The organism is Peribacillus saganii (genome assembly GCF_003429095.1).
Lineage (GTDB): Bacteria > Bacillota > Bacilli > Bacillales > DSM-1321 > Peribacillus > Peribacillus saganii.
Map to the genome: position 1 here is coordinate 77,669 of NZ_QVTE01000035.1, position 13,697 is coordinate 91,365.

Sequence of the window (13,697 nt, forward strand, 5' to 3'; positions counted from 1 at the left end):
TGCTTTAAAAGAAAAGGGCTCCTTCAAATAATCGGATAATGTACATTTAGCGGGATGGATTCATTAACTTCAGGTACTGCCTTAAGAAACGAAAAAGAGGATGCCCAAAAGTGTTATTTTGGGACATCCTCTCCAATACATCATTCTGTTGAAACTGAAGGATCTGCCTGCTCTTTAACCGGAACAACCTGAACAAAGTGCTTTTCCAGCTCCGGCAAGAATGTTTCCAATTCTGCTGCTTCTTCGTTCTGATTACGCTCCTTAAGAAGGCTGATGTAATTTCCCAGAAGTTCAGTAATATCTTGCTTTCCTTGTTCAGAAAGGGCTTCAATCGAAACATTTGCACCTTTTGCAACCCTGCGCAGAAGTGCTTCTTTCGTTAAGCCAAGCTCAGGCTGTTTGCGTAAGTATACAACCCCGCCTGTCATACCTGCACAAATCCATGGACCAGGATCGCCAAGAACCAAACCTCTCCCGTTTGTCATATATTCAAATGCAAATCCTTTAATATTGGCATGAACGGCGATATTACCGAATTCCTTTTCAGGAATTGGCTGCTTTAGTTTTCCGCCGATAATGATATCAGCGCCCGACAGCCTGATTCCTGCTCTGGCATCGGCATCTCCCTGTGCAACCAGAAGACCATGCTGCGCTCCATAACCAAATCCTTTTCCTACAGAACCGTTATAGAACTTGCCATTTTTGCCTGGCGATTTAAAAATTAAAAGCTTGCCGCCAAATGATGTCTTACCGGCACCATCCTGAGCCCCGCCGTCAACAGCGATGTTAATTCCAGCACTATTGTATGCGCCTAGGCCATTACCTGGAATTGAACCATTGCTGTAAGTAAGGTTAACAGGCGGCAAAGCCTTATAAGAGCCATCCAGTCTTCCTCGTACACGGTGGCAGGACACACGGCTTCCAAGTACACGCTGCTCGGACGTTACCGAACTATATTCACGTGAGTGGTGAAGATCATCTACTTGAGCATCAAGGTACTCAGCACCCACGGCAACCTGCATTGCGCCTTCCTTAAGGTATTCAGCAGTCTCTTTGTGGGAGAACTGGCCAATTTCCAGATTTTTAAGTAAGTAGGTAAGGTCAAGCATTTCTTTCCCCTTTACTTGATCAAGAAGCTCGGAGCGGCCGACCAAGTCCTGCAGGCTTCTAGCGCCGAGGGAAGCGGTTAGTGCCTTTAGTTCATTACCGAATGCATTGAACATGTTGACCAAGCCATTGACCGCAAGATCGAATTTACGAGGTACAAAGCGGCGAAGACCATGCTCTTTTGCCTGTGCTTCGGACTCAATTTGTGTTGCGATTCCAACATGACATGTATCAAGATGGCAGCCACGGCAAGTTGTACAGCCGACCGCAATCATGGATAATGTTCCGAAGCCAACTCGGTTCGCTCCAAGCAGAATGACCTTCATTACATCAAGCGCACTCTTTATCCCGCCATCAGCCCAAATTTCCACCTCCTGGCGCAATCCAGCTTCAAGCAATGCATTATGCGCTGCTTTAACACCGATTTCAACAGGAAGACCTACGTGCTGGAGGGCATGGATCCTTGCAGCACCAGTACCGCCGTCAAACCCGGACAGTGTAACGATATCAGCTCCTGCTTTTGCGATTCCGACGGCAATTGTACCAATGTTAGGAACAACTGGAACTTTAACAGCAACTTTTGCTTTATCATTTGCCGTTTTTAGCTCGTGAATCATTTGAGCCAGGTCCTCAATCGAATAAATGTCATGGTTATTCGAAGGAGAGATTAGGTCAGAGCCAATTGTTGCATTACGTGCTTCGGCTATCTTGGCAGTAACCTTTGAACCTGGCAAGTGTCCGCCTTCACCAGGTTTTGCACCCTGGCCAATCTTGATTTCAAGTAGGTTGGATGAGTTTAAAAGCTCAGCGTTGACACCGAAGCGGCCGGAAGCGATCTGCTGGCCTCTTGTTTTTGGATATTTGCCGAGCATATCCTTAATTTCTCCGCCCTCACCATTCATACTAACCATATTTAAGCGGTCAGCAGCCTCTGCATAGGCTCTGAATGCTGTTTCATTTTGCGAACCGAAAGACATCGAAGCAATTACGAACGGAAGGCTGTGTTCACCGACTGAAATATCTGCTGATTCTGGAGCGACGCTGCTATCCACCTTTTTCAGGCTTGTTAAGTGCCTGATTGTTGTAGGATTCTCTTCCTCTTGTTCACTGATTTTTTCGCGATATGCCTCATAGTCACCTGTAGAAGCCATTTCACCAATTGCCTTCCAAATACGAGGGAAGAGGTGGAATGTTTTTCCTACGCGTTCCTTCTCGTTATTAAAGTCTTCGTAACGCTTTTTTGCATCTTCTTTTAAACTATCAAAATTGTGCTGCAATTCTTTTGAGCCAAAGAAATTAACGATATTTAAGATTTTACCAATCTCTTCATTCAAACCAATGCTGGAAAATAATCTTCCATAGCCTCTGAGCTCATGAATTCCAATGGTGGAAATAACTTTCTCAAGTCCTTTGCTTAGTGCGGAATAAAGATTGACGGTTGGCACTGGATTTTCACCGGCTACAGAAAGGAACATGTAATAAGGGCTAATTAGGTTTGCTCCCAAACCGTAGGCAAGAATTACATCATGCAAGGAACGGATAGCTGCAGAACGCAGCAATACTGAACAATCCCGGCGCTTTTCGGTTTTTACAAGCTCCTGGTCAACAGCGGAGGTAACCAGATGCGGGTCAAGCCACAGATTTCCATTTTTGTGTGCATTCGCATCATCAAGCACAATCAGTGTTTTACCGTTATCTACTGCGGCAGTTGCTTCAGCGGCAATTCGATCGAGTGCTGCACCGACCGTTTCTTCCTCTGTATAGGTAGCTGAAATAATATGAGCAAGCTTCTTCTCCTGGAATGGTTTGAGAAATTGTTCTAAGCTCGGCTGTCCAATCGTCTTAGAACTTTCAAGACCAACTTTCCCTTCAATTAAGAGCGGTGTTAATAGTTCTACGATAAAGCTAGATTCCGAGTTTCCGAACAGGGATGGCCGTTTTCCAATAATGGTCCTAGTGGAGAAATGTTCTGCTTCACGGTCACGGTCAATAGCAGGATTTGTTACGACTGCAACGCTTTCCTTAATAAAATCAGCAATGTTCTTCCGCTGCGGATTTAAGGCAGCAAGAGGTGCATCATGACCTAGGGAGCGAATTGGCTCAACACCCTTTTCCGCCATTTGCTCAATGAGCTGTACGTGGTCGCGTTCCCAGCCAAATGCTTTATATTGGCCATTGTGGATGCCTTCAGGCTGTACAGCAGGAACTACCTTTTCAAGCACTGGACCCTGAAGTCTGAGCCTGTCATCAGTAAATGTTAGCCTTTTGCTGTAGCGTGTATAAACCTCTTCCTGATAGTTTTGGTAATTGAATAGCTTGATAGAATCTCCGTCCCATTTCAAGCCGATTTTCTCCCCAGGAGCAATAGGCTTCGGCTCTCCTGTATATTCTGAGGAAGGGATAATTCCAGGTTCAGATGAAAAGAGGTATGTGGTTTCAGTATCAAGCATCCATAACGGGCGAAGGCCTAGGGCATCTACGGAGAAAACAGCTTCATCTCCAAAACGGGAAATGATTCCGGCTGGTCCTTGCGAGAAATGGCCCCACGCTTCACGAAGATACGTATACATGTTTTGCAGATGTTCCGGATAGACCTTAATTTCATTAATGATAGGAGGGAAAACCAGATCCATAGCTTCAAAAAGGGTGTATCCATGTCGGCAAATGAATGTTTCAATCGTTCTGCTTAAATCCTGTGAGTCACTTCCGTCCTTAACAAGAGGAACACCGACCATACGCGCTTCATCACGCAGCTTGGCAATTGTGTTAATTTCACCGTTGTGTCCTAGTACACTGAACGGCTGTACCCTGAAAAAGCTGGAAAGGGTGTTTGTCGAGTACCGGTTATGCCCGAGTGTCATTGTAGAGGCAACGAGTGGATCAGCAAGGTCAGGATAATATTTAGGAAGGATATCGCCTGCACCCATTACCTTGTAAACAGCATGATATTGGCTTAAGGATGCGACATGAATGAAATCATTTTTCTCGATTGCGTGTATAAGCTCAAAAAGTACAGATGAAAGCTTTTCTTGAGCAATTCCCTCTGCAACCCCTGCAAACTGCCAAAAAACAGGGTTCTCCTGTATTGCAATCGGTCCAAGAGCTTCAGGCTTATAGGCCTGGTCTGATTCAAATAAAATGATTAGGCCGGCAGCTTCTAAAATGCCCTTTACTTCTTCTTGAAGCTTGCTGCTGCTTTCACTGCGGCTTAAGAAAAGATGTCCAACAAAAAAGTTCTTCTTATCCACTACGCCAGCATCTAGTGACTTTTCTTCAAGCTTCTTCTTCCAAAGCGCTTTTGGAATGTCTACATGTATGCCCACGCCATCGCCTTCGCCATTAATAAAACCGGCACGGTGATTCATCTTTACCAATGCATTAATACAAGAAAAGATGTTTTCACGGGTAGGTATTTTATTTTTTTCAATGCTGGAAACAATTCCGCACGCGTCATGTTCTTGCTTATGAAAGTTTTCAAATAAACTTGGACTCCAGTTTTGGTTCATAATTGGTGGCTTCAATAAGGTTTACCCTTATTCGCTGCCAGTCACCTCCCGAATTGTTATTTATTTTTGAGAATTACAGGCGAAGGTTCATCAAGAAAGGAAAAGTGGGTGACTAAAATGCATAACCCTTATATTAATTGAAAAGAGCACGGATCGGGGGAAATTTTTCAGAATAGTATCAATATAATATCATCTTAATTTTCAGAAATCAATTATTTATACAATTTATTGGATGGGAAAATTTGATAAAAATTAATACCGAATATGAAAAACTATATTTTGTAAGCGTTTTCACTGAAAATAAAAAAACCGGGAACAATTTCGTTCCGCGGTTATGAATATTCATTGAATATTTATTCATTTTATCATTGTACTGACAACGATTTAAAGGCGTTTTCAACTGCTTTCAATGTTTTAGATATGTCATCCTCTGTATGAGCAGTAGTCAAAAACCAAGCTTCATATTTAGAAGGAGCAAGGTTAATTCCCTGATTAAGCATCAGCTTAAAGAAATTGGCGAACATTTGACCATTAGTATGCTCAGCTTGAACATAATTTTCTACTTTTTCGGTTGTAAAGTAGATTGTAAGGGCACCCTTCAAACGGTTGATAGTGATTGGAATTTCATGCTTGTTCGCTGACGCTAAAATTCCTTCTTCCAGTATAGCGCCCAGTCTGTCCATTTCTTCGTAAATCCCCTCTTGTTTCAATACTTCCAGGCAAGCGATACCAGATAAAATTGATGCGGGATTTCCGGCCATCGTTCCAGCCTGGTAGGCAGGGCCGAGGGGAGCCACCTGTTCCATGATTTCCTTCTTGCCTCCGTAAGCGCCAATCGGAAGGCCTCCGCCGATAATTTTCCCAAGTGCGGTAAGGTCAGGTTTCACGCCAAGAAGGTCCTGAGCTCCACCGTACATAAAACGAAAGGCAGTAATGACTTCATCAAAAATGACAAGTGCACCAGCTTTGTGTGTATGCTTAACAATTGCCTCCAAAAAGCCAGGGTTTGGCTCAACAATGCCAAAATTTCCTACAATGGGTTCCACTAGTATAGCGGCAATTTGATCGCCCCATTTTTCAAGTGCTGCTATAAATGGCTCGAGATCATTAAAAGGGACCGTAATTACTTCTTGTGCAATGCTTTTGGGAACTCCGGCTGAATCAGGAGTTCCTAGCGTTGAAGGGCCGGATCCTGCGGCAACCAGGACAAGGTCGGAGTGTCCGTGGTAGCAGCCTGCAAATTTGATGATTTTGTCTCTTCCTGTATAGGCACGTGCCACCCGAATCGTAGTCATTACGGCTTCAGTGCCGGAATTTACAAAACGAACTTTATCCATATATGGCATTGCTTCCTTTAGCATTTTGGCAAACTTCACTTCGTGAGGGGTTGGGGTGCCGTAGAGAACGCCTGTTTCAGCTGCTTTAGTGATCGCCTTTGTGATATGAGGGTGAGCGTGCCCTGTAATAATGGGTCCATATGCAGCAAGGTAATCGATATATTTATTGCCATCTACATCCCAGAAATAGGCTCCTTGTGCGCGTTCCATCACAACCGGTGAACCGCCGCCAACAGCCTTATAGGAACGGGAAGGGCTGTTAACTCCACCAACAATATGTTCCTGCGCTTCCTTATGTAAAAGCTCCGAATTTGTAAAATTCATAACTAAGAACCTCCTGTATACTAACAACTTACCTTATCTATTCTAGCACATTCTTGGGCAATCCCTTCTCATAAACCATTCTGATTGATATTTATTGAACTGCGTGGAAAATTTGATGGGATGTCTGCATACGAATAAAAGGAAAGAATAATTTTTTTCATGGCCATGTTTGGTTTAAGCTTGTATATGAAGGGTGTAAGCGGAAGAAGGGAGGCTGAAACATGCTTAGGAGACGGCGGTTTCCAAAAAAGGTGAAAATGCGCAAAGGACCTCTGCCGTTTAAATATGTACTCCTTTATACAGTGATCTTTTTTGTCTTATCCAGCTTAATATCCCTTTGGGTAATTGATGAATCCATCGAACCTGTTTTAATGGAAGTAGCGACAAGCGAGATTAAACGGGTTTCAGCCCAGGTAATTAACGAATCCATCGATGAAAATATCTCAGAACAAATTGATATGGACGAATTTATTATCATTCACGGAAAAAATGAAAATGGCACACCTATTATCAGTTTTAACCCGAAGCTGTATAACAGCATAAGGGCAGAAACCATTAAGGATATTGAAAAGAAGCTCGGCATCGACCAAGGAAATCATATTTACGAATCGAAAGGGACGAATGACCAGGATCATTTGAATACAGAAGTTTATTATATCCCTTTGGGTGTGGTCACAGGAAATTCATTGCTGTCAAATTTTGGACCAAGGATTCCCATAGAAATGTCATTGATAGGAAATGTGGAATCAGAATTTAAAACAAAGTATACAGATGCGGGGATCAATAACGGATTTCTGGAACTATTTGTGAATTTTAAGGTTAATCTGCAAATTGTCATACCTACATATTCAGAGGAGGCCCCGGTTGAGCATACTGTAAAAATAGGAGATATTTTCATTCCGGGTTCAGTCCCTGATTATTATGGAGGGGACAAAAGTATGCCTGCACCGGCTATTCCAGTCCCGGGGAAAGATAAAAAAGAATGAAGGAAAATCCTTGTCTGCCAACAGGCTGATAAGGGTTTTTCTATGTAATTGTACACATATCTTTCAGCCAGGCTAATAACTCAGATAAATGTGCATATAGTTTAGAACCTGTACTTTATAATGGCATTACGTTACCATTTTTATCTTATTTATATAAAGCGTCCGTACAATATAGAAATAGATAGCTTGAACGGCAAGGAACTACAGGATGATAATCTTTCCAGCTAACACTTCATTTTTTATGCCATCAAAACGGTTTGCTTAATGACGGTGAAATCATACTTTTCAAGATATGAACGGATGATATTTTTGAATCATCTTCGGCAAGGTATACGGAACGCATTGAAAACATCCCCTTTATCTCTACCTATAATCTACCCTATTGATTGCTGCCACAAGTAATAATTTTTTCATATATCCCTTGGACAAGGAGTAGTAATAAATACAGGCTGTTTTCCATTGATTGTTGCTTTTCGTATTTGAACACCCCCTCTATTTATAAGATTTTGTCCCATCGTAAGTTTTTGAAGAATGCTTCCTTAAAAACTAAATAAATAGCCTTATTAGGCTTCAAGAGCAACAAGTTTCCGAAACGAGCCTAAATTAACGAGTATTTTGAAATGGGGAAGGGCTTTGAGTTTTTATATACTTTTGGCGGCAATTAGTTTTTGTATGTTCATGAGTATTAGGACATTGTTTGCTCCTGAACATGAAAATGAAAAACGGGTGTCTCTCGAAAATTTGCTTTGGCTTGCCTTTTTGTATGGAACGATCATGATAGGATTTGCCTTGATTTATTTGCTATTCGAACTGCAAAATTACTCAGTGATCCTTGAGCACGGAAAAAGAGTTTCAGGAGATTTTTTTAAACAGCTTGTAACGGCTTCTTATTTTAGTACCATTACGATGTTTTCTGTGGGTTATGGTGATATCGTTCCAATTGGGCTGGGAAGACTGTTTGCAGTTGTCCAGGCATTTATCGGTTATACATTGCCTGCTGCCTTCGTAGTCAGGACTGTTATAGATTTTGAAAACATTGACCGGGAAGGTTAGATGCACCACAGTTGTCATTCTGGCTATAATTGGGTACGCTTACCTGGAGATGTTATATATGGAGGTATTCATGATGACTGTTAAAATTGGCGAACAAGCACCTGATTTTGAGCTTCCTTCAAGCAATGGGGAAAATGTGAAGCTGTCTCAATTTAAAGGTAAGTTTGTCGTTTTGTATTTTTATCCGAAAGATATGACACCTGGGTGCACGACCCAGGCATGCGATTTTCGTGACCGCTATGAGGAATTTCAAGAACTTAATGTCGTGATAATTGGCGTTAGCCCGGACCCTGTTAGGCAGCATCAAAAATTTGCAGAAAAGCATAGTCTGCCATTCCTGCTTCTTGCCGATGAAGATCACAAGGCTGCAGAGCTTTATGATGTGTGGAAGCTGAAAAAGAACTTTGGCAAGGAGTATATGGGTATTGAACGATCCACGTTCCTTATCGACAAAGAAGGAAAGCTGCTTAAGGAATGGCGGAAGGTAAAAGTCGCCGGCCATGTTGAGGAAGCGTTAAACGAGATTAAATAATATAAGTTTTAAAAGTATAACAGAAAAATCAACTATTGCGGGTGGGAAAATGAGAGACCGGAGACTTAATGAATTGGCAGCGCTTTTGCTAAACCATTCGGTGAAACTGAAGGACAAAGAGAAAATATTAATTCGCGGCCATTTGAATGCAAAGCCTCTCATGACAGAATTAATTGATGAAGCATACAAGCTGGGAGCATACCCATATATTGAATTAATGGATGATGAGATCAGCAAGCATCTTGCCTTGGGTTATGAGCGGGAGCAGCTTGACACGTCTGCCAAATGGATAAAAAGTATATATGAGGACATTGATGCCGCCATCATTGTTTATGGTGAGGAAAACGACGCCGAGCTTGCAGAGGTGCCTGCCGAAAAACATAAGCTCCGTGGTGAAGTAATGAAGGAATCAACCTCCTTCCTGGTTAATAATCGCCGTTGGGTACTGTTAAATTACCCGACAAAAGGACTTGCCCAGAAGGCAGGAATGAGCACAAGCCGTTTTGAAGAATATTTCCTGAATGTCTGTACAGTGGACTACGAAAGTATGTATACAGCCATGCAGCCGTTAAAGGATTTAATGGAAAAAACGGATAAGGTCCGCATCGTTTCCCCTGGCACAGATCTTACTTTTTCAATTAAGGGCATATCAGCAATACCATGTGCCGGGGAAAATAATATCCCTGACGGAGAAATATATACTGCGCCGGTGAGACAAAGCGTAAATGGAATCGTCTCGTTTAACACGCCATGTCCGTATCAAGGTACCACTTTTAGGGATGTGTCCTTAACTTTTAAGGATGGAAAAATAGTGGAAGCCCATGCAGACCAAGCTGATAAAATCAATGAGATTTTAGATACAGATGAAGGAGCGCGTTATGCGGGTGAATTCGCTATCGGTGTTAATCCAAAGATCACGGAGCCGATGGGCGATATTTTATTCGATGAGAAGATATGCGGAAGCATTCATTTTACACCAGGAGAAGCATATGAAGTCGCCGATAATGGCAACCGGTCTTCCGTTCATTGGGATATGGTTCTTATCCAGCGACCTGAATACGGAGGAGGGGAGATTTATTTTGATGATGTGCTGATTCGGAAAAACGGATACTTTGTCCTGCCCGAGCTTGAGGGACTAAATCCAGATAAGCTTAAATAATGTAGCTTTTCAGATAACAGAGCCGACTATAGCTGATTTATACTGCCTATTTTGGCTTTGGAAGGCTATTGTCCAATTCAAAGTGAATCATCGTGAATATGCTTTAGTAAGGGAATACCTCCTCAGATTTCATATTGATGCAGGCCGTAGGCGGTCTGCTTTTTTTGTTTCGATAGGAAATTATAAAATAGTAAGAGTTGTGGATACACGAAATTAAGTTTGTCTATCTCTAGCTCCAGCGTCCGGCAACTTTTTTTACGGAGTAAAATAAAGCCCCGACGCAATGAACGTGCTTGTGCTGACGACGCCAGAGGACAAGGAAAGCTTCGGCAGCGATGTTAGTCGGCCTAGAATGTTGTGACCAAGTACCGTCACAACCCTGCTGCGATCAAGTGCCATGGCAACCTTGGTCATAAGCCAATCACTTCGGAAGGCAAAAAGCGCCTTCTGTCAGCGCTTAACTTATGCTGCCGGGGGCCCGCATGTTGTAGCTTAGAACGGCGTTACGACAGGACGTGGCGGTCTTAGCTGGCCTTCCTGTCAGGGCTGTTCTGCTTTTGCCCGATTTTTTAAAAATTGCAAATTAAATGCTAAAATGGAAACAGACTAGGAAAAAATGTCATATGGGCTTCATATGCTGGTATTACCAGCTTACTTCAATCGTCGTTTTTACTGAACAAAAACTTAAAAAGCATTTAAAGAGGTCAAAAGACCGAACAGAAAAGCCAGGGGAAACAGAAACTGTCGTTTGAGTAAATTATGGTGGAAATGCGGACTTTTAAATGGGAAAAAGAAAATATTAATTAATCGATTTAAGAAGGGGATACTAATTAGTGAAAATCTATACAAAAACTGGAGACAAAGGAACGACATCTCTTATATATGGACAGCGTGTTTCTAAGACGGATTCAAGAGTAGAAGCATACGGAACATGCGATGAAACCAATTCAATGATCGGACTAGCTGTTAGTCTGTTAAAGAATGAATCATTTGAAGGGAAAGACCAGTTATTAGAAGTTTTTCATGAAATTCAAACGAAGCTCTTCCATGTGGGGGCTGAGTTGGCAACACCGGAAGGAAAGGAAGTAAAGTGGAAAATTAAGGAGAAGGATATCTCTTTTATGGAAGCTGCCATAGATAAATGGGATTCACAGCTGGATCAACTTCAAAATTTTATTCTCCCCGGAGGCCATCCTGCCGGAGCTTCGCTTCACGCTGCGAGAACGATCGCAAGACGGGCAGAAAGATGTGCAGTGGCACTGGGGGATGAGGCAGACGTAATTATACTGGCTTATTTGAATCGTTTGTCGGATTTGCTGTTTGTAGCAGCCCGATATGTTAATATGAAAACCAATTTACAGGAACATGGACTTCACCAGCCAGTTGAATAATCTTAGGTTTATAAGATAACAGTGGTAGAAACGTTGACAATTCATACAATGAAAGAGTACACTAATTATAAAGATTATAATTTAGAATTTATTCTTGTTAAGGAAAAGGGGTGCAAGGCAGTGTCGGAGACTCAGCTAAAAGAAGCACTGGAAGCCCTTAAGGAGACTGGAGTCAGAATTACTCCACAGCGTTCGGCGATCCTTGAGTTTTTAGTGAACTCAATGACTCACCCAACAGCCGATGATATATATAAGGCGCTTGAAGGTAAATTCCCGAATATGAGTGTTGCTACGGTTTATAATAACCTTCGAGTATTTCGTGAGGTGGGGTTGGTTAAGGAATTAACATATGGAGATGCTTCCAGCCGGTTTGATTTCGTTACTACCCAACATTATCATGTTATTTGCGAGAAATGTGGCAAAATCGTTGACTTCCATTATCCTGGACTTGATGAAGTGGAGCATTTGGCTTCACACGTTACAGGCTTCAAAATCAGCCATCACCGGATGGAAATCTATGGTGAATGCCCGGATTGTGCTATAAAAGAAGCGCACTAAAAAAGTTCCGCCAAATGGCCGGAACTTTTTGTGTTTTGTTTTAAAAAGCATTCACTGCCCGTGCTTTTTTATTCGATGGTTTGGAAATAGTAGTGTATTTATTTATTGGCTTTCCTATTGTATTTTTCGTCGAAATCTCTTCCTTCGAGGTTTGGATCAAGGGTTAATGGTTCATTACAGTACATGCACATATCGACTCTTCCTAATATTTTGGTTTGTTTCCCGCAATTAGGGCAAATCACCTGAACCGTTTTAGTGGAAAGCATTCCGATCCAAAAATAAACTACGGTACTGGCAATGATAAATAGTAGGCCAAGAACCATGAAAATCGTCATTACCAATGGTGAACTTTTGAAGAATATTCCAGCATACATTACGATAATTCCAATAAAAATTAAGCTAAGGGCAAATGTCCGGATTTTATTTATTTTGCTTGAATATTTAGCCATAGTTGTCCCTCCTGATAAGGGTACTATATCACAATTTTTTTTAATTTGGTTAGGTTTCTTTTCAATAAAGAAGCGAAAATATCAGGTTTGATTAATTGATATTCTTAATTAAGGGATTTATCCTGTGAGAAGGAGGATATCGCAGTCCGCTGTAGAATACCATATATAGCAGAAGAAAGGTTTTTGGAGGAATTTGTTATGGAGGATATTCTTCGTCCTATATATCAAGAGCGGGCAAGCATGCCCTCGACTCTTGGGATTTTACTAATAGAAAAAAGAAATAATGCTGTTTCAATGACTGACACCTTCGATTTTATATTATTTGTTATTGCTGAGAAGAGTGAAGAAGCTGTCTATTTAAAGCATTATACATATAAAGATCAGAAAGCCGCTTTGCATATTGTACAGGAGGAACAGCTCAAGGAGTGGGTCCTGCTTGGGACCAATCGGAAAGTTGTCGAATGGATCCAAAGTGGCCGGATTTTATTTGACCGGAATGAGTATCTTCATGACTTAAAACAGGAATTAAGAGATTTCCCTTTTTATGGCCGAAAAATAAAAATGGGTATTGAGTTTGCAAAACTAATCAGAAGATATATGGATGGCAAGGCTTTTTTTGACAACGGCCATTATATTGACGCCTATAATCACATTGTCCATTCACTTCATCATCTCGCCCGATTGGAGCTGATTGAACAGGGTTTGCATCCGGAATTGAGTGTTTGGAATCAAGTGAAAATGATCGAACCAGAAATTTTCAAGTTGTATGAAGAATTAGTAAATAGTGAAGAACCCCTTGAAAAACGTCTTGAACTTCTATTTCTTGCAAGTGATTTCTTAATTTATTCACGAACAGGTTCAGGTTCTCAGCATATATTAGAAATTATGTCTAGCCAAAGTGAGCCTTGGAGCATTGCGGGATTGATGGAGCATCCTGAGCTGCAGTATTATTCAGTAGATATAGGAGTACTGCTGGAATACCTAATTGATAAAAATTTGATTAATATTGTCAACGTAGAGACTAAGAGCGAAGAAATATTTCATAGATATTATAAAGTATAGAAAAAAGTTATATTGAAAAATTAATTAATGTTGACGTCTTTCGGGAGAGGTGTTATATTAATAAACGTCGCTGAAAGACATCAGCATTGTTCTGCGGCATAGATAAATTGTCACAATAAGAATGTTGACTTATAATATTCAACGTGATAAGATAATAAAGTCGCTTCTGAACAGAAACGACGATAATAAAATTGCTCTTTGAAAACTGAACAAAACAAAGCGCCAACGTTTTA

The 13,697-nt window shown here is 41.4% G+C and carries 10 protein-coding genes; 7 read left to right on the top strand and 3 right to left on the bottom strand.

Going from position 1 to position 13,697, the window contains the following annotated elements; all coding sequences use genetic code 11:
- Positions 1 to 140 precede the first annotated feature (140 nt).
- Complete coding sequence (locus D0469_RS12930) at positions 141 to 4,613, bottom strand: glutamate synthase-related protein (protein ID WP_117327168.1); 4,473 nt, start codon at positions 4,611 to 4,613, stop codon at positions 141 to 143.
- A 365-nt stretch (positions 4,614 to 4,978) separates the two neighbouring features.
- Complete coding sequence (locus D0469_RS12935; protein ID WP_117327157.1) at positions 4,979 to 6,274, bottom strand: glutamate-1-semialdehyde 2,1-aminomutase; 1,296 nt, start codon at positions 6,272 to 6,274, stop codon at positions 4,979 to 4,981.
- Between the two features lie 221 nt (positions 6,275 to 6,495).
- On the opposite strand from D0469_RS12935, the gene yunB reads away from it, so the two are divergent.
- The 6 genes from yunB to perR all read left to right on the top strand — a co-directional run bounded on the left by yunB (position 6,496) and on the right by perR (position 11,953).
- Positions 6,496 to 7,260 (top strand): sporulation protein YunB, encoded by a 765-nt coding sequence (yunB, locus tag D0469_RS12940; RefSeq protein ID WP_117327158.1) that lies wholly within the window; start codon positions 6,496 to 6,498, stop codon positions 7,258 to 7,260.
- 633 nt (positions 7,261 to 7,893) lie between these two features.
- Positions 7,894 to 8,313: a potassium channel family protein gene (locus D0469_RS12945; RefSeq protein ID WP_199478502.1), complete on the top strand. Its 420-nt coding sequence runs from the start codon at positions 7,894 to 7,896 to the stop codon at positions 8,311 to 8,313.
- 73 nt (positions 8,314 to 8,386) lie between these two features.
- Positions 8,387 to 8,845 carry a thioredoxin-dependent thiol peroxidase gene (bcp, locus tag D0469_RS12950; protein ID WP_158553457.1) on the top strand — a complete coding sequence of 153 codons (459 nt, stop codon included), beginning with the start codon at positions 8,387 to 8,389 and terminating at the stop codon, positions 8,843 to 8,845.
- A gap of 49 nt (positions 8,846 to 8,894) precedes the next feature.
- Positions 8,895 to 10,004 (top strand): aminopeptidase, encoded by a 1,110-nt coding sequence (locus D0469_RS12955; RefSeq protein ID WP_117327160.1) that lies wholly within the window; start codon positions 8,895 to 8,897, stop codon positions 10,002 to 10,004.
- Between the two features lie 833 nt (positions 10,005 to 10,837).
- Complete coding sequence (locus tag D0469_RS12960) at positions 10,838 to 11,395, top strand: cob(I)yrinic acid a,c-diamide adenosyltransferase (protein WP_117327161.1); 558 nt, start codon at positions 10,838 to 10,840, stop codon at positions 11,393 to 11,395.
- 120 nt (positions 11,396 to 11,515) lie between these two features.
- The gene (gene perR / locus D0469_RS12965) at positions 11,516 to 11,953 is read left to right on the top strand and encodes a peroxide-responsive transcriptional repressor PerR (protein ID WP_199478510.1); all 438 of its coding nucleotides are present in this window, start codon (positions 11,516 to 11,518) and stop codon (positions 11,951 to 11,953) included.
- A 98-nt stretch (positions 11,954 to 12,051) separates the two neighbouring features.
- Here perR and D0469_RS12970 read toward each other — a convergent pair whose 3' ends face one another.
- Entirely contained in the window at positions 12,052 to 12,402 is a 351-nt protein-coding gene (locus tag D0469_RS12970) for a YgzB family protein (RefSeq protein ID WP_117327162.1), read from the bottom strand.
- Between the two features lie 198 nt (positions 12,403 to 12,600).
- Here D0469_RS12970 and D0469_RS12975 point away from each other — a divergent pair, with 198 nt between their 5' ends.
- Positions 12,601 to 13,464 carry a nucleotidyltransferase-like protein gene (locus tag D0469_RS12975; protein WP_117327163.1) on the top strand — a complete coding sequence of 288 codons (864 nt, stop codon included), beginning with the start codon at positions 12,601 to 12,603 and terminating at the stop codon, positions 13,462 to 13,464.
- The last annotated feature ends 233 nt before the right edge of the window (positions 13,465 to 13,697 follow it).

Excerpts from the sequence above, each read along its gene's own strand:
- D0469_RS12930 (WP_117327168.1), bottom strand. The coding sequence starts at position 4,613 with ATGAACCAAAACTGGAGTCCAAGTTTATTTGAAAACTTTCATAAGCAA.
- D0469_RS12935 (WP_117327157.1), bottom strand. The coding sequence starts at position 6,274 with ATGAATTTTACAAATTCGGAGCTTTTACATAAGGAAGCGCAGGAACAT.
- yunB (WP_117327158.1), top strand. The coding sequence starts at position 6,496 with ATGCTTAGGAGACGGCGGTTTCCAAAAAAGGTGAAAATGCGCAAAGGA.
- bcp (WP_158553457.1), top strand. The coding sequence starts at position 8,387 with ATGACTGTTAAAATTGGCGAACAAGCACCTGATTTTGAGCTTCCTTCA.
- D0469_RS12955 (WP_117327160.1), top strand. The coding sequence starts at position 8,895 with ATGAGAGACCGGAGACTTAATGAATTGGCAGCGCTTTTGCTAAACCAT.
- D0469_RS12970 (WP_117327162.1), bottom strand. The coding sequence starts at position 12,402 with ATGGCTAAATATTCAAGCAAAATAAATAAAATCCGGACATTTGCCCTT.
- D0469_RS12975 (WP_117327163.1), top strand. The coding sequence starts at position 12,601 with ATGGAGGATATTCTTCGTCCTATATATCAAGAGCGGGCAAGCATGCCC.